We start from the raw sequence: 18233 nt of genomic DNA, 5'->3' as shown, positions 1-18233 counted from the left end.
CACCACTCTAAGTGGCGCCTCTCGTGTCGGGGTGCAGCGTTGATGGTGTGTTGATCTCATGATCGCGTACCTGCGCTTTTATGCAGTCTGAGTGATGTGTGTGACAAGGGTCCCAGGAGGGTGCATACTGGTACTGCAACAGGGTTGCCAATAGCGCAACGCGAGAAGAGATTCTCGTGACGTGATAGCCCCGGCGCCCTTGAGCACAGCAGCCGGGTTCCGGCTGCGCCGATCGCGGGATGCTCGACGCAGCGCATTCGCGCGATCGCACATACGCAGTGCTGCGTACCGATCCGCGGCGATGTCGCGTGAGAAGAAGGAGAACTCCATGACTGAGAAACCCGCTACATCCGTATCCGAACTCGAAGCCCTCAAGACCATCCAGAACGGCGAAAAGCAGAAGCTCACCTTTTCCGACGCCGAAATGGAACGCCGCATCAGCGGCCTTCGCGAGATCATGGCCGCGAAAGACCTCGACGCCGTTGTACTGACGAGCTTCCATGGCATCAAGTACTATTCCGACTTCCTCTTCACCTATTTCGGGCGCCATTACGCCTTCGTCGTGACACAGGAAAGCACGTGCACAATCTCTGCGAACATCGACGCGGGAATGCCGTGGCGCACGAGCTACGGCGACAACATCGTGTATACCGACTGGAACCGCGATAACTACTATGAGGGTATTCGCGAGGCCCTTCGTCGCGCGGGCGTGAGTGCGAAGCGCGTTGGCGTTGAGGATGATTCGCTCCCCACGCTCCTGCGCGGTCGCCTCGAAAACGCTCTCAATGGCGCCGAGCTCGTGGATATCTCACTTGAATCGATGCGCCAGCGCATGTTTAAGAGCGCCGAAGAGATTGAGGTCATCAAGCATGGTGCGCGCATTGCGGACCTCGGCGGTGAAGCGATCCGCGATGCCATTCGCACCGGTGTGACCGAGTATGAGGTCGCCCTTGCAGGTACCGAGGCGATGGTGCATGAAATCGCGAAGACCTTCCCGCATCGAGAGGTACGCGACACGTGGGTGTGGTTCCAGTCGGGCATCAACACCGACGGCGCGCATAACTGGCCAACCACCCGCAAGCTCGAGGCGGGCGACATTCTCTCGCTCAACTGCTTCCCGATGACCTCGGGCTACTACACGGCCCTCGAACGTACTCTCTTCGTGGGAGAGCCGAGTCCCGAAGCGCACCGCTACTGGGACATCAACGTGGAGGTTCACGAGGCAGGTCTCGAGCTGATCAAGCCCGGTGCCGTATGTAAGGACATCGCGGCCGAGCTCAACAAAATCTACGTGGACTACGGGCTTCTTCCGAACCGCACGTTCGGTTACGGTCACTCGTTCGGCGTTCTCTCCCATTACTACGGTCGTGAGGCCGGCCTCGAGCTTCGCGAAGACATCGACACCGTGATCGAACCCGGCATGGTGGTTTCGATGGAGCCCATGATTACGATTCCGGAAGGACAGCCGGGCGCCGGTGGCTACCGCGAGCACGATATCGTCGTGGTCGGCGAGGACTCGACTGAAGACATCACGAAGTTCCCGTACGGGCCGGAGAAGAACATCATCCCGGCCTGAAGTCTCGCATCTTGAGCAAACACGCGGCGCGGCCACCGCATCGTGGCCGCGCCGCCTACGCTTTTTTCGTTAGTTGCGCCCGATTCGATTCATCCCGCCCCATCTCCAGGAGCCAACCGTGGACATCGACCCGACTATTCTCGACACCGCCGTATCCCCACACCCCGAACGCGACCTCGCTTTTACCGCAGCCCCCGACTATGCCGCGTGGTGCCGAGGGCGCTCCGTCGTGCTCATCCCCGTCGGCGCCCTCGAGCAGCACGGCCCCCACATGCCGCTCGGTACCGACGCCCTTCTCTCGCACGCCGTGGCACGCGGAGCGTGCGATCTCGTCAACGCCAAGGCGTATGGTGACGTTGGTCCGGTAAAAGTCGCGCAGCCGTTCGTATACGGATATAAATCCCAGCAGAAGTCCGGCGGGGGGAATCACCTCCCCGGCACAATTAGCCTCGATGCCCACACTCTCACGAGCTACGCACGCGACATCACGCGGGGTTTTCTCGCACAAGGCGTGAGCAGCGTGGTGTTCGTCAACGGACACTATGAGAACTACCAGTTCCTCTACGAAGGCGTGGACCTTGCTCTTCGAGACCTCGGGATCGTGCAGGGATCCGAGCGCAGCGCGCTCTTGCTTAGCTATTGGGACTATGTGGATGACTCGACGCTCGCGAAGGTGTATCCCGACGGCTTCCCTGGATGGGACATCGAGCACGGCGGAGTGCTTGAAACTGCCCTCATGATGCGTCTTTACCCGAGTCTCGTGAACGAATCCGCGATGGTCGATCACCCCGCGGCTGATCTACCTCGCTTCGACCGTCTCCCCGTCGTGCCCGAACGTACGCCCGAAACGGGCTGCCTCTCGTCACCGCGAGGAGCCAGCCGCGAAAAAGGAGAGTGGCTCTTTAGCGCTGCGACCTCCGCGATCGCTGCTGACCTCCTCCAAGAACTGAACCTTACCTAAGCGCCCATAGGCGCCCGCCCTAACGAAGGACAGAACTATGCCCCGACCGAGAAAGCCCGAACCGGATCAGGTAGGGCCAGAGCAATCACAAGAGGAACCGAGTACCCAGACCACGGAGGTACAGCTCCCTCGGTTCCGAGGTTCGATCATCCCGCCTATTGATTCCCTCATTATCAAGGCGCTGCCACCGGTTCTCATCGTGTGCGTGGTGGTCGCGGTTGTGGTGAATCCCGATGGAACCGCGAACGTGATCGACGGTCTTCGCACACACATCACGGCGGGATGGACCTGGTACTTCGTCGCATACTCGGTGCTTGCGGTGGCACTGTGCGTGTGGCTCACCTTTTCCAAGCTCGGCAAGGTGCGGCTCGGCGGCCCGAAAGCGAAGCCCGAGCACTCGGCTTTCGCGTGGTATTCGATGCTCTTCGCGTGTGGTCAAGGTATCGGCCTTATCTTCTGGTCGCTCGCTCAACCCATCATGATGAAGGAGGATTCAGCGATCCTCCCGATCACGGGGAATCCTGGTGAGGGCGGCATCGTGTGGACGTACTTCCACTGGGGTTTTACCGCGTGGGCCATTTACGGCGGTATCGCCGCGTGCCTCGCGTACTCGCACCACAACCTCGGCAAGACCCTCACCTTTAGGGAGGCCACCGTCGACATCCTTCCAAAGAAGGCCCAGCGCCCCGCGGGTGTGGTCATCGAGATGCTCGCGATCATCGCGACCGTCCTCGGTCTCGCCACGAGTTTCTCGTTCGCCGCCATCCAATTCTCTTCGGGGCTCAGCTCACTTACGAGCCTCGAGAGTGGTAATACGGTGTGGCTCATCGTGATCGCCGTGTTCGCTGTTTTTGCCGCGTTCTCCGCCTTTATGGGAGTGGATAAGGGCATGAAACGCATTTCTGAGCTCAACACGATTCTTTCCGTTGTGCTCGTGCTCGGCGTGCTGCTTTTCGGCCCCACGGTCTACATCCTCTCGAACCTCGTGCAGACCTCGGGAAGTTTCATCAGCAACTTCCTTTCGATGAGTTTCTTTACAGCGCCCGAACTTACGATGACCCCGATCGATTCGTGGCAGGACAGCTGGAACGGCTGGTGGACCGTGTTCATCTGGTGCTGGGTGATCGCGTTCAGCCCCTTCGTTGCCGGCTTCATCGCGCGCATCTCGCGCGGCCGCACGATCCGTGAGTTTGTCGTTGGCGTGACGATCGTGCCGTCGGTTATCGTCATGGTGTGGGTGGGCGTCATTGCCTCGGCCGGGATGTTCTACGACGAGAAGAGCGGCGGTGCCGTCACCGAAGCAGTGGGGATCGATAATGCGGCGGGCCTCTTTGAGATGCTCGGCATGATTCCCTACATCGGCACGATCCTCATCATCGTCGCGACCGTCCTCGTGGGCACCTACTACGTTACCTCTCTTGATTCAGGCACGTACGCGCTCGCGGAGTTCGTGAACGCCCCGAAAAAGGCGAGTAGCGCCTTCAGGGTTGTGCTTGTCGTCTCGATCGCCGTCGTCGCAATCGTGCTCCTTTCGCTCGGCTCCGATTCGGTTGTGGACACCGTGCAGACCGGCACGATCATCGGCGCGTTCCCCTTCTCGTTCGTGGTGCTGCTCATGATCATCAACCTGTTTAGACGTTTGCGCCATCGCGACCGCGAAACCCGCTTGCTCGAGCGTGAGGTCAACGATCCCGAGGTACGCCCCGAGGACTTCACGGTCGACGAGCATGGCCTTCCGCTTCCGCCGGAGGAGATTCCCGACGACATCCCGGGCCTTCCCGAGAAGTCATAACGCTCATCACAGTACTTGCGAGAGGGTCCCCGCTTTGCGCAGGGGCCCTCTCAAGGTGATTAGCATGGAGCCGTCATGACGAAAGCGACCACGAACACCGCGCCTCAGGCACCGCGCTCGAACTCCACGATTTCGACCGTCGCGGCCATCCTTCGATGCTTTACCGTCGACGAGCCCGAATGCGGTGTCACCGAAATTTCGGAAGCCGTCGGGCTCCACAAGTCGAGCGTGTCCCGCACCCTCCGCACGCTTGAGGCGGAGCGGATGGTCTCCCAGAACCCCGAGACCAAAAAATACCGGCTGAGCTGGGGGCTCCTCTCGATCGTAGGCCCCCTTCTTTCGCACCTCGACCTGCGCTCGCTCGCGTATCCGGTCATGAAAGATCTTGTGGCCGAAACCCGCGAGACCGTCTCCCTGTGTGTCTTTGACGGGGTGGAGGCGATCGTGGTCGAGCAGGTGCAGGGCACAGAGATGATTCGCCACGTGCCCCCGATCGGCACGCGCTACCTTTCGCTCGAACACGCGACGGTGCGTGTGTTCCATGCGTGGCGCGGGGGCGAGGTGGGGCTCAAGACTGCGGGGGTACGTGAGGCACAGCCCGAAGCAGCCGGCTGGGATCGTGAACAATGCGAGAAGCGCCTCGAAGACATCCGCCAAGACCAGGTCGCTGTCAATAATCGTGATTCAAATGACGACGAAATCGGCATTGCGAGCCCCATTTTCGATCACCGAGGCGGCATCGTGGGGGCCTTGCTGCTCGCCGCGCCGGCGTTTCGCACGCCGAATGCACGCCTCGATTCCCTGTGCCCAGCTGTGCGCGAGGCGGCGGAGAAAATCGGCAGAAGCATGGGATTTACGCCCGAAAACTTCAGTTAAAAGCGGCGGGCGCCGGTCCCGGGGCTTCCCGGTTCCGACGCCTGCCAGCTCAGCATCGCGCCTTCAGGCGCACGCGGTGCTTAGTTTTTGATCCATACCGTCGAGTTCGCGGCGAGAGTATTCTTCGCGTCCGGGACCGAGGCGAAGAGGACCTCGGCACCTGCGGGAAGCGGTGCGTCCTCACTGGTCGTGTTGACGAGCACCGTGACGGGGCCCGACGTGAGCGAGAGGATGCCCTCGCCGAGCGAATCGTTGATGGTGACGTCGGTGCCTTTGCCGAGCTCGAGCTCGCGACGCAGGCGCAGGGCCGTGCGGTACATCTCGAGTGTCGAATCTGGTTTTCCAGCCTGCTGATCTGCGGCGAGCTCACCGAAGATTTCGGGCTGGGGGAGCCACGCCTCGCCCGTCGGCGAGTAACCGTAGGCGGGGGCGTCCTTTTCCCAGGGGAGCGGCACGCGGCAGCCGTCGCGGCCCGGAACACCAGCGCGCTTGTGGGCTGGGTCTTCGCGCAGCTCGTCGGGGATGTCCGCGACCTCGGGAAGGCCGAACTCTTCGCCCTGGTAGAGGTATGCCGATCCGGGCAAGGCGAGCATGAGCGCAGTCGCGGCGCGTGCGCGGCGCACGCCGAGCTCGAAATCGGGCTTTTCCTCGCGCGAGAGGCCCTCGCCGAAGCGGTAGCCGTGATCGAAGCCGTAGCGGGTCGCGTGGCGGATCGTGTCGTGGTTCGAGAGCACCCAGGTCGTGGGGGCGCCAACCGCGTTCGCAAACGTGAGCGGCTCCATGATCGCCGACGTGAGAGTCTCGACGCTCCAACCGGCCTGAAGGAAGCCGAAGTTGAAGATCTGGTGCATTTCGTCGGGGCGCACGTAGAGGTGCTGGCGGTTCTTCGGAACCCACGCTTCGGCGACCATCATGCGATCGCCGTCGTACTCGTTCATGATTGCGCGCCACTCGCGGTAGATCTCGTGCACGCCATCCTGATCGAAATATACGGGGATGTCTTCGTCATCGCCCGTATCGAGCATGGCGGTCTCCTTGACCTCGGGAGCATCGGGAAGCCCCTCGGGCTTGACCATGCCGTGCGCGACGTCCACGCGGAAACCGTCGGCCCCCCGGTCCATCCAGAAACGCAGCACACCCTCGAAAAGCTCGTGGACTTTGGGGTTCTCCCAGTTCCAGTCGGGCTGGGAGGTATCGAAGATGTGGAGGTACCACTGGCCCGGCTTACCGTCGGCCTCCGTCACGCGCGTCCACGCGCTACCGTGGAAGATCGACTGCCAGTTGTTTGGCGGGAGCTCACCGTTTTCGCCCTTGCCGTCGCGGAACATATACATGTCGCGCTCGGGGGAGCCGGGCTTCGCCGCGAGGGCCTTTTGGAACAGTTCGTGCTGGTCGCTCGAGTGGTTCGGAACGATATCGACGATGACCTTGATGCCGAGCTCGTGTGCGCGGGCGATGAGAGCGTCGGCGTCGCTGATCGAACCAAAGCGCGGATCAACGTCGGTGTAGTCGGAAACGTCGTAGCCGCCGTCCTTCTGGGGCGACGTGTAGAACGGTGAGAGCCACAGGGCATCGACGCCCAGATCCTTGAGGTAGTCGAGTTTTGCGGTGATACCGGGCAGGTCGCCCATGCCGTCACCGTTTGCGTCAGCGAACGAGCGCGGATACACCTGATAAACAACGGCGTCGCGCCACCATTCGTTGGCCATGTGGAAGTCCTCCTTGGTTTTCTTGGGGTGCCCGCGTGAGAGCGGGCGGGAACACTTAGGGGCGGCTACGCGGTGCGTGCGGGCACGTCCGCGAGAGGCCGCATGGGGGTGATCAGGAAACCTGCGCGTTCGGCTCGCAGCGTTATGGTCTGGTCCGACGCTTGCCCACCGCTTACTGCACTCATGGTCTCAAGAGAGACGCCGGGGGAGTGTACGGCGTCGCTGTCGTGCTCGCTGGGGGAGGCAAGCACGAGCGATTCCGGAAGGGCGATGTCGTCGTGTGCTGCACGTGCGAGGTGAACGAGCACGGGCTTGGTGCGGTCGGTGCGCATGAACGTCAGTGAGTCCTCGCCTGCGTGTAGCCAGCGCAGCCCCCCGCTTTGTAGAGCCTTGAGCGCGCTGCGCGCAGCGAAAACCGCGGCCGTGAGGTCGCGCCAGTGCCGTTGGTGCTCACAGAGGGTATCCGTATCGATAGCGGTCCACGGCATGGGCGTTCGCGAATGCTCGCCGTTATTACCCTCGAGTGCAAGCTCGTCGCCGGCGAACAACGTGGGGACACCGGGCAGTCCCACGAGAGCGCCGAGCGCTGCCGCGTGACGATCGGGATCGCCGAAAACGGTGCGGCTGCGGGCAGTGTCGTGTGAGCACAGCTGGTTTTGCGAATGTAAGCGCGCTTCGTATGTGAGCTGAGCATTGTAGTCGCGCAGCGTGGCGAGCACCGCTCGCGTGGACAGTTTCGGCACCCCCATGGGAAGGCCGAGCCAATTCACCGCGGATTTTTCGGGACTGAGCCACGCCCACAGGGGCTTCGTGAATCCCGTGTAATTCATGGCGCCATCCCAACCGTCACCGGAAAGGTCAGGGGAAGCATCGTGGAAATGCTCCGCCACGAGCCACGTGTCCTCGCGCATTGCCTCGCGGATGTCGCGGGCGACCTCATGGGTGAGATCCTGCCCGCCATGGCGGCCCGTCATGTTCGCGACGTCGATGCGCCAACCATCCACGTTAAACGGGGGCCCGAGGTAGCGGCGAACGATCGAGCTTTCCCCGGAGTACATGCGCTCGCGAAGAGCGGCACTGTCGTAATCGAGCTTCGGAAGCGAATCAATGCCGAGCCAGCCGTCGTAGCGATCGGGGTGCTCCGTAAAGAAGTAGAAGCCCGCTTCTTCGCTCGTCGCGTCCGCTTGCGCCTTCTTGAACCACTCGTGCGTGTTGCCAGTGTGGTTCGTAGTGAGGTCCATGATGATTTTCATGCCACGCTCATGCGCGGCTTCGGTGAGCGACACGAGCGCCTCGTTGCCACCGAGCAGTGGATCAACCCGGTCAAACGTCGAGGCGTCGTATCGATGCGCCGACCCCGCGGGGAAGATCGGGCACATGTACACAACGCTGACGCCGAGATCTTTGAGGTAATCGAGCCGTTCCTCGAGTCCCTTCAAATCGCCGCCATAAATCTGGCGGCCATTTTTTTCACCGTTTTCTTCGCATGGCTCCTCCCACTGCATGGGAAGTGCCCACTCGGCAAGCGCGTCTTTCGGAAGCTTCCCGCTCGAGGCTGAGCGTGCAAACCGATCCGGGAACACCTGGTACACGATCGCGCCCTCGAGCCACTCGGGTGCTTTCGAGCCACGCGCGAGATATATGAAATCGTGGGCGTCGGACACGTCGTGGTCGGCGATTCCGGCGGCCGTGAGCCACTCATACACGGGACGATCGCCCTCGCGCCCGGAAATAAGGAAACGATATTTCGTCACGGGGTTGCGCGCGAGAAGCTCGGCCTCAAACCAGCGCCCGGCACCGTCGGAATTGCCCGAGGTGCATGTGACCAATCGCGGCTCCCCGTCCACCACCTGGCGCAAAACAACCGTCGGATTCTCTACCGAATCCGGAACCCATACGCGAAGCGGAACGGACGCACCGAGACCAGCGGAGCGAGACGGCACCCCCGCGCGCGAACTGTCATGAAACGGTTCGCGCGCGAGGAGGGTGCCCGTGGAATGAGCGGGAATCTCCACGCGAGGATCAGCCCTTCACCGCGCCGGCGGTCGAACCGCCCACGATGTACTTCTGGAGGAACTGATACAACGCGATGACCGGGATCATCGTCATCACAGCGCCAGCGGCGAAGATGCCGAGGTTGTTCGAGCGGTCACCCTGCAGCATGCCGTAAAGGCCCACGGCGAGGGTCTTCTTGCTGTCATCCGTGAGGAAGATCGAACCGAGGAGGAAGTCGCTCATGACACCCACGAGGGAGAGCACGAAGGTGGTCGCGAGAATAGGCGTGAGGGTCGGCACGAGAATGCGCCAAAACACCTGCCAGTGACTCGCGCCATCAATGATGGCGGCTTCGTCGAGTTCCTTCGGAACAGTGTCGAAGAAGCCCTTGATGAGCCACACCTGGCCGAGCGAACCGCCGAGCATCACGATGATGTAGCCCGGTAGTGAGTTGAGGCCAAGGAAGGGAATTGCCTGACCGAGATCCGCGATCATCGTGTACACCGCAATCATCGAAAGGATCGCCGGGAACATCATGACGAGCAGGAGCGCGAGGAGACCTCCGCGGCGGCCCTTGAACCGCATTCGGCTGAAGGCGTAGCTCGCAAGCAGCGACAGAAAGATCTGCGTGAACGACACGACCGCGCAGACGATGACCGTATTCAGGGCCCACTGCAAGAAGTTTCCGCGTGCGCCGCTCAGGAGAGTCTCGAAGTGCACCAAACTGAACTGCGTCGGGATCACCGAGGTCGAGCTCACCGTGCCAAGCGGATTGAGCGACGCCGAAATGACATACAGGATCGGGATTGCCGCGAAAATCATCGCGCCGATGCCCACGAGGTGGCGCCAACCGATTTCTAGGAACCAGTGACCAAACGGCATCTTGTTGGTGCGCTGGAAGCCTTCGGGATTTTTCTTAGCCATTGTTTTTCTCCTACCCCATGCGCCCTAGTTGATGTCCTCGAGCGCGCGCGTCGCGCGGAACTGCAGCGCGGCGAGCAGACCCGTGATGAAGAACAGTGCGACCGACACCGCGGAAGCGAAGCCGAAATCGGCGCCGGAGCCGCCGAAGGCGAGGCGGTAGATCATCGAGATCAGGATGTCGGTGCCACCCGCGGTGTAGTTGTTTCCGATGAACGGGCCACCGGCCGTGAGCAGCTGGATCGCATTGAAGTTATTGAAGTTGAACGCGAAGGATGAGACGAGAAGTGGTGCCACCGCGACGAGCAAGAGCGGGGCGATGACCCTCACGGTTGTTTGGAAACGGCTCGCGCCATCGATGCGCGCGGCCTCCTTGATGTCCTCGGGGATCGACTGGAGTGCGCCTGTACAAATAATGAACATGTAGGGGAAGCCCATCCAGAGGTTCGTGAGAAGCACGGCAACCTTCGCCATGGTTGGATCACCGAGCCAGTTGATGTCGAGGTGCAACAAATTGTTGATGAGGCCGAAGTCTTTGTTGTAGAAGTTCGACCAAATGAGGAGCGAAATGAACCCCGGCACCGCGTAGGGGAGAAGCAAGAAGGAGCGGTACAGTCGCTTGCCCTTGAGACGGTCGTCGTTGAGGACGAGCGCGAGGAAAAGCCCCAAGATAAACGTCGTGGCGACGCTCAGGAATGCGAAGGCGAGGGTCCACAGGAACACCTGGAAGAACTGCGCGCCGATTTTGGCATCGGTGAACAAGCGCGCGTAGTTATCGAGACCGATTCCTTGAAGCCAGCCCTGGGAGAGGGCCTGACCGGTTTTATCGCTCACGAAACGATCGCTACCGTTCACGTTTTTGACCGACCAGGTCTCACCGGTCTCGGTGTTCTTGATCGTGTCGGACGCCTCGTCATAGCGCATGACCTTCGTACCCTCGAAGGCCATCGTCGGAGTGAGCAAGCGGATCGCCTCTGTATCGCTCTTTTCAACGGCGATCTCGAGGACCTTCTTTCCTGCCTGGTTGATCTCCTTGTTTGTGAGGATCTGGACGCCCGTACCGGCCTCAACGACGCGTTTATTCTCGACCTTGACGTCGGCAGGATCGACTTTCTCAAGCGGCTGCTCGGTGCTTCCGTGGAAGATCTCTCCCGTTTCTGGATTCACGAGATACAGCTCGAACGGGCCGTCGGCGGCGGTGCCGGTCGTCGCAACGCTCGCGTTGAAGCGCGTCGAGCCCTCAACTTCCTTCACCGAATTGCCGGTGATCGAAGCGATTGCCTGCTCCTTCGTGCCGCGCGTGCCGTCACCGTAGTTCGTGAACGAGTAGTTCACGGTGAGGAGGATAGGCGTGATGAGAAAGACCAGAAGGAAGAACGTTCCCGGGAAGATGTACTTCGCGGGGATAAAGCGTTTAGTCGAGTAGATGCAGAAAATCGCGATCGTGACGACGATGGTGATCGCGAGCCACATCCACAGCTTGAGGCCGATCAGCACGGGGACAAGCCAGCACGCGGTGGCGAGAACCGCGCCGAGGAAAACAATCTTGAGGATCAGGGGCAAAAGCGACGTGGAGCGTTCTTTGAACGCGGGCGCATCCGTTGCGGTCATGGGCGTGGACCCTTCCTAGAGGGGCGAAGTACGGGGTCACGCGCGCGGGCAAGGCGACGGGCCGAAGCCGAGTGCCTCACTCGCGCGCGTGAGAGTCACGGGAGATTGCCCGCGGGGATCAGATCTGCGACTTGATCTGCTCGCCTGCGGATTCCATGGCGTCCTTGGGATCGGCACCCTTGACGATGTTCGCTTGAGCAATGCCGAGCGGCTGCCACACGGCAGCCATCGCGGGGATCGCGGGCATCGGCAGCGCCTTCGAGGCGAGCTCGGCGTTCTTGATCATGTCGGGATGCTCGCCCGCGAGCTTCTTCTGGATTTCCTTGTTGACCGGGGGAAGCGGGTTGATCGGGAACATTTCCTCGATCACGGTCGAATCCTCGGCGATCGACTGGAGGAACGTTTGGGCGTTGACCGCGTTCTTACCGCTCGCGGCAACGAAGAAGAGGTTGACACCAGCGAACGGCTCGGCCGGGTTCATGCCTTCGAAGCCGGGAATCGCACTCATCGTGTAGTCCATACCGGCCTTCTGGATGTCTGCGAGCGCCCAGGGGCCCGAGATGAGGTAGGCGGCTTTGCCGTCGGTAAAGCGCGCGATCGAGTTCTCGCCGGTAATCGAGGTCTTGAGAACACCCTCGGCACCGAGTTCCTTGAGCTTCTCGCCGGCAGCGATCGAGCCTTCCTTGCCCACGCCGATATCCGAGGGATCCGGGTCGCCCTCGGCGGTCCTGCCGAAGAGGTAGCCGCCGCCCGAGGTGTAAAGGGGCTCCATGTGGTAGGCGTCGCCTTCTTCGCCAATCGGAAGGGAGAGGATATCCTCTGCGCCCGAGGCCTTGCCGGCTTCGACGAGTTCCTCGATGGTCTTCGGCTCGGGAACGTCCGTGAGGGCGTTGTTCGAGTAAAGGACGAGGGTTTCGACCGCGTAGGGGAGGCCGTAGACCTGACCCTCGTACGTCGCGGCCTTCATGCCGATCTCGTCGATGCTCTCAGTCGCCTTGGCGCTCAGCTGCACGGGGGTGATCGCCGAGTTCTGGATGAGGTTACCGATCCAGTCGTGGGCCGCGAGGATCATGTCGGGGCCGTTGCCGGCCTGGTTCGCGGTAATGAAGTTTGCTTGCGGGTCCGTGGCAACGATCTGCACGGCGACGCTCATGCCGTTTGCTTCGCCCCACTTCTTGGCGGCGTCCTTCAGTGAGTTCGCCTTCTTTTCGTCGGTCCAGATGACGAGGTCCGCATCGGCGCGCTCGGGTGCTTCGGCTGCGCCGTCTTTGCCGCCATCAGAAGCGTTTGACGAGCCGGAGTTCGAGTTGTTGCCGCCACAGGCGGCAAGGGCGGTAGCGCCGATGGTTGCTGCGCTCGCAGCGAGGAAAGTCTTGCGGCGAATCTTCACCGTGTTCTCCTTTGAAATGGTGGTCCCGCGGATGCGCGGGGCGACGGGGATCTGTCGTGGTTTCACAGTAGCGGGGAAACGAAAACTGTGCAAAAATAACCGAAATATCGCAAGAATCTTGCAGTAAGGTTTTCTCCGCATGCGGGAGCGGAATTCTGGCACAGGCGCCCCTCGCACGTGAGAATTTTCGGCTCGGAGGGATCGCATGGCAAAGGTGCGACTCATTGACATCGCGCGCAAAGCCCACGTGAGCGAAGCGACTGTCTCGCGCGTTCTTGCAGGAAAACCCGGGGTTAATGCCTCAACGCGCGACAAGGTTCTTTCAGTCGCCCGCTCACTTGGCCGAACGGACGATGCGCTTGATGATGTTGCCCCGCTCGTGGGCCTCGTCATGCCCAACATGGAAAACCCCATCTTCCCGCTCTTTCTCGAGCGGCTTGAAGCCGAGGCCTATGCCGCTGATCTCGAGACCCTGGTGAGCATCAACGCCCGCAACGAGGAGCAAGAGGCGGCGTCATTGGAACGACTGATTCGCGCCGGCGCTCGTGGAATCGTGCTCGTTTCTGGTCAGCACGCTCACGATGAAACGAGTGTCGAGCATTATTTGGCCCTCGCCAAGAGAGGTATCAAGCTTTGCCTCGTCAACGGCGTAAGGCCCGGCTTCGACGCAAGCTTCATCAGCACCGATGACTCGAAAGCCGTGTTCCTTGCCCTCGAACACTTGCGGCATCTTGGACACGCACGTGTGGGACTCGCGGTGGGGGATGAGCACTCGTGGCCAGTGCGCGGGAAAGTCGCGGCTTTCGAGGAGTATTGGCCGCACGAGTATGGATGCGTGGCCTACACCGACTTTTCGTTTGCGGGTGGGTACCAGGCCGCCCTCGAACTCTACGATCAGGGCTGCACCGCGATGGTGTGCGGAAGCGACCAAATGGCGATCGGTGCGATTGCGGCGATTCGCGATCTCGGTTTGCGAGTCCCCGCCGACATGTCGGTCGTGGGGTACGACGATATTCCTCTCGCGGCGCACCACACTCCCGCCCTCACAACGATTCGCCAGCCGGTGCCGGCCATCGCGCGAACGGCCATCCGCAACGTCAGCAGTGCGGCGGGGGAGTCGAGGCAAGCCCCGCGCGCGGTTTTCGTTGTGCGTCCGGAGCTCGTGGTTCGCCAAACCACCTCGCCGCCCGCAGACACGATAGGCTAAAAAGCGTGAATACCACGGACTCTGCCCCCACGACCCATATCGCCGAAATCCCGAACAAGACCTACGAGGCGGCGCTAAGGCGCAATGCCCAGGTGGAAGAGCAACTCGCGAAGGACCCGTCGGTCTTCCGCATGCTCACGGGCGATCGCCCCACAGGTGCGTTGCATATCGGCCACTACTTCGGCACCCTCAAGAACAGGGTGCGACTGCAGCAGCAGGGGGTTGAGACCTGGCTTCTTGTTGCCGATTACCAGGTGATTACCGACCGCGACGTGTCGGGCGACATCAAAGGCTCGGTGCGCGAGCTTCTCACCGATTACCTGGCGGCGGGTATCGACCCCGAACGCGCAACGATCTTCGCGCACTCTGGGGTTCCTGAACTCAATCAGCTCATGCTTCCGTTCCTTTCGCTCGTCACGCAGCCGGAGCTTGAGCGCAACCCCACCGTGAAATCGGAGATGCAGGCCGCAGGCAAGACCGCCATGGGCGGCCTCCTCCTCACCTACCCCGTTCACCAGGCCGCCGACATCCTCTTCTGCCACGGCAATCTGGTGCCCGTCGGCAAGGACCAGCTCCCGCACATCGAGCAAACCCGCCTTATTGCGCGCCGCTTCAACGACCGCTTTGCGGGCGGGGAAAAGTACTTCCCGGAGCCCGACGCGCTCCTCTCGAAGGCCGCGGTCATCCTCGGTCTCGATGGCGACAAGATGTCGAAGTCGCGCGGTAATTCGGTCATGCTCAAGATGACTGCCTCGGAAACCGCGAAGAAGATCAAGAAGGCGAAGACGGACTCGGAGCGCCTCATTACGTTTGATCCCGAAAACCGTCCCGAGGTGTCGAATCTCCTGACGATTACGGCCGAGTGCACGGATCGCACCCCCGAGGAGATCGCCGAAGAAATCGGCGACAAAGGCGCAGGAACGCTCAAGGTGATGTGCGCCGATGCCCTCAACGCTCATCTTGAGCCCGTGCGCGCACGCCGCGCCGAACTCGAGGCTCACCCCGATTACCTCTTTGAGGTGTTGCGCGCCGGAACTGAGCGGGCACGGGAAAAGGCGGTGCAAACCCTCGATGAGGTTCGTGACCGCATGGGTATGCGGTACTGAGCGCACGCGTGAGCACTCGTCAGTTTGAACTTCGGCCCCACCACGAGCGCGTCGTTGCCCTCACCGGCGCGGGCCTGAGCGCCGCAGCGGGGCTCGCAACATTCCGCGGACCAGGAGGTATCTGGGAAGAGAATCCCGACCTCGAGGAAGCGATGGATGTGGATCGCCTTCCGGGCAACATCCCGATCCTGTGGAGGGTATGGGGGAGCGTTTTCGAGAAGGCGCTCATTGCTGGCCCAACCCCCGGTCACCGAGCTCTCGCCGCGCTCGAGGCCACGATTCTGACCCAGAACGTTGACGGGCTTCACCAGTTCGCCGGTTCGCATGAGGTCGCCGAGCTTCACGGGAGCGCGGGTGAGGCCGTGTGCCTGAATCCCGCGTGTGCGTGGCGCGCGCACCTTGCGGTGCATCTCGACCACACCCGGGATCCGTCGGAACCCGAGCATTACGGGGTGCCGCGCGAGTGCCCCGAATGCGGTGCGCTGACGCGGCCCGACATCGTCATCTTCGGTGAAATGCTCCCGAGTGGTGTGCTCGAATATTCAGAGCATGCCGCCCGCAATTGCGATGTGTTTCTCGCCGTCGGTACCTCGAATACCGTCGCTCCGGCTTCGCTGCTTGCGCCGCTCGCGCGCGCCTCAGGTGCGGTGACCGTGTGCATTGATCCGTACGCCGATTCGGCTCGACTCGCGGGCGTGTTCGACTACGTGGTGCGGGAGGACGCGCACACCGTGCTCGCACGGTGGGCGGAACACCGGGTGCGCGAACGGCGCAATCCCTTCCTGGACCCGTTTTAGGCGCGTTTCGCCCCGGTTTCACTCTTCGGGGTCCGACGATCGCTCGGCTCCCGTGTGCAGCGGATACTCCATGAGGAGTTGCTGGCTTCCGAATTCTTCGAGGCCTCGGCGTACCTGGAAACCTATGTTCTTGAGCTGCGTGACCGAGCGCTTGTTCGAGGTCTGCACGACCGCGATCATGACGGGCTCCTCGAGGTTCTCTTTCGCGAACTCGATGATGCGCTCGACAGCTTCGCGCGCGTACCCGTGGCCCACGAACTCGGGGAGGAGTGCGTAGTTAATTTCGAGCTCGCCTCTGTCATAGCTGAGATTGGCGATGCCGAGCATCTGATCGGTAGCGCCGTGCGCAATGATCCATGCACCCCACGTGTTGCCGAGCGGCGAGAGCTCGAGGGCTTGCCGCGAGCCAAAGTTAACGGCACCGCCGAGGTAGCGACTCGCCGAGGGGTCGGTCATGAGTCGCACGTAGTCGCCCCGGTCCGCCTCTCCGGGTTCCCGGATATGAAGTCGTTCGGTGCGGAGCCGAACCGGCCAATAGGGTTCTTGTTCGCGTCTCACGCCTACTAGCTTAACTGTGACGCCTGAGACATTCCGAGGTGCTCTCTTGAGGTGAGTCATCTTGAGTTTCGGTCGCGTTCATGTCACCGCAACCTGAACACCCCGCGAGGACGCGGGAAACACCGCGCGAGAATCGCGCAAGAAAGGGCAGGAAACCCGATGGCCGAGCTCATCAATAGCCCGCTGTTCGCCGTTCACGAGCGCGAAGGCGCCTCGTTCACCGATTTTGCGGGCTGGAACATGCCCGTGCGCTATACCTCGGACCTCGCCGAACACGCCGCCGTGCGCGAGCGCGCCGGCCAGTTCGATCTCTCGCACATGGGCGAGGTGTTCTTCACGGGGCCCGAGGCCGGCGCTGCGCTCGATTACGCACTCGCGGGCAAGATCAGCTCGCTCGAGGTGGGGCGCGCGAAGTACTCACTTCTCTTGAGCGAAGAAGGCGGAATCATCGATGACCTGATCGTCTACCGCCTCGCAGATGACCGCTTCCTTACTGTCCCGAATGCGGGCAACCGCCTCGTGGACGCGAAGACTCTCAGGGAACGCGCCGAGCGCTTCGATGTGGAGGTCACTGATCGCAGCGAGGAGATCGCCCTCGTTGCTGTGCAGGGCCCGAAATCAGCCGCGATCGTGTGCGCCTTTGCCGAGCGCAGCGACGTTGAGGTGGACCTCGACGCGCTTGACGCTCTCAAGTACTACCGCGTGCTCGCGGGCACGTTTGAGGGTGAGGAGATCTTCTTTGCCCGGACCGGCTACACGGGCGAAGACGGCTTCGAGATTTACGTTCCGAACGCTCTCGGCATCAAGGCGTGGGAGGCGTTCGCCGAGATCGGCGGCGAAAATATCCAGCCGTGCGGCCTCGCGTGCCGCGACACCCTGCGCCTCGAAGCAGGCATGCCGCTCTACGGTCACGAGCTGACCCTCGACATCGTCCCCGCCCAGGCTGGACTCGGCCGTGTTGTCGCCTTCAAGTCCAAGGGGGAGTTCGTGGGCCGCGAGGCGCTTGAGGGCAAGGACTTCTCGGATCGTCGGGTTCTCGTGGGCCTCAAGGCCGACGGTCGTCGGGCTGGCCGTGCTGGCTACGCTCTTCGCGATGAGAATGGCGAAAACGTGGGCGAGCTGACCTCCGGTGCGCTCTCGCCGACCCTCGGCTACCCGATTGCCCTCGCTTACGTCGAGCCGCACCTCGCGAACGAGGGGCAGGAACTTTCGATCGACGTGCGCGGCAAGGCGCTCCCGGCAACCGTCGTACCTCTCCCGTTTTACTCCCGCGGCAAGTAGCGCGTGAGGCTGCCTACCAGGAGGCAGCCCGTAGGATTTTCACGAAGTTACGCTTCACACACTCTGAAAGGAACAAAGATGTCGGAATTGAAGTACAGCAAGGACCACGAATGGGTACGCGACGAGGGCGATGGCACCGCAACGATCGGCGTGACCGACTTCGCTGCCGATCAGCTCGGCGACGTTGTGTACGTCGACCTGCCCTCCGTGGGTGAAGAGGTCGAGGCCGGCACCGAGATGGGTGAGATTGAATCGACCAAGTCGGTTTCCGATCTGTTCGCGCCGCTCTCGGGCGAGGTCACCGAGGTGAACGAGGAGGTCGTCGAGAGCCCGGAGAAGGTTAACGAGGATCCCTTCGGCGAGGCGTGGCTCATCAAGGTCAAGGTTACGGAGACCCCCGACGACCTTCTCTCGGCTGAGGAATACACCGAACTGACCAGCAAGTAAAAATAT

Annotated in this window: 15 protein-coding genes; 9 read left to right on the top strand and 6 right to left on the bottom strand. The window is 61.8% G+C overall.

Features of this window, described 5'->3' with window-relative positions; genetic code table 11:
• Window positions 1-328 precede the first annotated feature (328 nt).
• From NBW56_RS07150 to NBW56_RS07135, 4 genes are all read left to right on the top strand, one after another.
• Window positions 329-1576 carry an aminopeptidase P family protein gene (locus NBW56_RS07150; RefSeq protein WP_250258618.1) on the top strand — a complete coding sequence of 416 codons (1248 nt, stop codon included), beginning with the start codon at window positions 329-331 and terminating at the stop codon, window positions 1574-1576.
• Between the two features lie 118 nt (window positions 1577-1694).
• Window positions 1695-2537, top strand: a complete 843-nt coding sequence (locus NBW56_RS07145) for a creatininase (protein WP_250258617.1) — start codon at window positions 1695-1697, stop codon at window positions 2535-2537.
• A 37-nt stretch (window positions 2538-2574) separates the two neighbouring features.
• Window positions 2575-4329, top strand: coding sequence for a BCCT family transporter (locus NBW56_RS07140; RefSeq protein ID WP_250258616.1), 1755 nt, complete (start codon window positions 2575-2577; stop codon window positions 4327-4329).
• Window positions 4330-4404: 75 nt separating this feature from the next.
• Window positions 4405-5205: an IclR family transcriptional regulator gene (locus NBW56_RS07135; RefSeq protein ID WP_250258615.1), complete on the top strand. Its 801-nt coding sequence runs from the start codon at window positions 4405-4407 to the stop codon at window positions 5203-5205.
• Between the two features lie 80 nt (window positions 5206-5285).
• Here the strand turns inward: NBW56_RS07135 and NBW56_RS07130 are convergent, their stop codons facing one another.
• The 5 genes from NBW56_RS07130 to NBW56_RS07110 all read right to left on the bottom strand — a co-directional run bounded on the left by NBW56_RS07130 (window position 5286) and on the right by NBW56_RS07110 (window position 12831).
• On the bottom strand, window positions 5286-6914 hold the full coding sequence (locus NBW56_RS07130; RefSeq protein WP_250258614.1) for a glycoside hydrolase family 13 protein: 1629 nt from the start codon (window positions 6912-6914) through the stop codon (window positions 5286-5288).
• A 65-nt stretch (window positions 6915-6979) separates the two neighbouring features.
• Window positions 6980-8929 carry a glycoside hydrolase family 13 protein gene (locus NBW56_RS07125; RefSeq protein WP_250258613.1) on the bottom strand — a complete coding sequence of 650 codons (1950 nt, stop codon included), beginning with the start codon at window positions 8927-8929 and terminating at the stop codon, window positions 6980-6982.
• 7 nt (window positions 8930-8936) lie between these two features.
• Window positions 8937-9833, bottom strand: a complete 897-nt coding sequence (locus NBW56_RS07120; RefSeq protein WP_065247589.1) for a sugar ABC transporter permease — start codon at window positions 9831-9833, stop codon at window positions 8937-8939.
• A gap of 24 nt (window positions 9834-9857) precedes the next feature.
• Complete coding sequence (locus tag NBW56_RS07115) at window positions 9858-11441, bottom strand: ABC transporter permease subunit (protein WP_250258612.1); 1584 nt, start codon at window positions 11439-11441, stop codon at window positions 9858-9860.
• A 118-nt stretch (window positions 11442-11559) separates the two neighbouring features.
• Complete coding sequence (locus tag NBW56_RS07110; RefSeq protein WP_250258611.1) at window positions 11560-12831, bottom strand: sugar ABC transporter substrate-binding protein; 1272 nt, start codon at window positions 12829-12831, stop codon at window positions 11560-11562.
• 205 nt (window positions 12832-13036) lie between these two features.
• On the opposite strand from NBW56_RS07110, the gene NBW56_RS07105 reads away from it, so the two are divergent.
• The 3 genes from NBW56_RS07105 to NBW56_RS07095 are packed head-to-tail and all read left to right on the top strand — an operon-like array spanning window position 13037 to window position 15941.
• On the top strand, window positions 13037-14038 hold the full coding sequence (locus tag NBW56_RS07105) for a LacI family DNA-binding transcriptional regulator (protein WP_250258610.1): 1002 nt from the start codon (window positions 13037-13039) through the stop codon (window positions 14036-14038).
• Between the two features lie 5 nt (window positions 14039-14043).
• Entirely contained in the window at window positions 14044-15144 is a 1101-nt protein-coding gene (trpS, locus tag NBW56_RS07100) for a tryptophan--tRNA ligase (protein ID WP_250258609.1), read from the top strand.
• A gap of 8 nt (window positions 15145-15152) precedes the next feature.
• Entirely contained in the window at window positions 15153-15941 is a 789-nt protein-coding gene (locus NBW56_RS07095) for an SIR2 family NAD-dependent protein deacylase (protein ID WP_250258608.1), read from the top strand.
• Window positions 15942-15959: 18 nt separating this feature from the next.
• On the opposite strand, the gene NBW56_RS07090 is transcribed toward NBW56_RS07095, so the two are convergent.
• Window positions 15960-16499 carry a GNAT family N-acetyltransferase gene (locus NBW56_RS07090; RefSeq protein WP_250258607.1) on the bottom strand — a complete coding sequence of 180 codons (540 nt, stop codon included), beginning with the start codon at window positions 16497-16499 and terminating at the stop codon, window positions 15960-15962.
• A gap of 159 nt (window positions 16500-16658) precedes the next feature.
• Between NBW56_RS07090 and gcvT the strand changes: the two genes are divergently transcribed.
• Complete coding sequence (gene gcvT, locus NBW56_RS07085; RefSeq protein WP_250258606.1) at window positions 16659-17780, top strand: glycine cleavage system aminomethyltransferase GcvT; 1122 nt, start codon at window positions 16659-16661, stop codon at window positions 17778-17780.
• 78 nt (window positions 17781-17858) lie between these two features.
• Complete coding sequence (gene gcvH, locus NBW56_RS07080) at window positions 17859-18227, top strand: glycine cleavage system protein GcvH (protein ID WP_250258605.1); 369 nt, start codon at window positions 17859-17861, stop codon at window positions 18225-18227.
• The last annotated feature ends 6 nt before the right edge of the window (window positions 18228-18233 follow it).

It is taken from the genome of Dermabacter sp. Marseille-Q3180 (assembly GCF_940792985.1).
Taxonomy (GTDB): domain Bacteria; phylum Actinomycetota; class Actinomycetes; order Actinomycetales; family Dermabacteraceae; genus Dermabacter; species Dermabacter vaginalis.
This window is presented reverse-complemented; position numbering and strand designations above follow the sequence as displayed.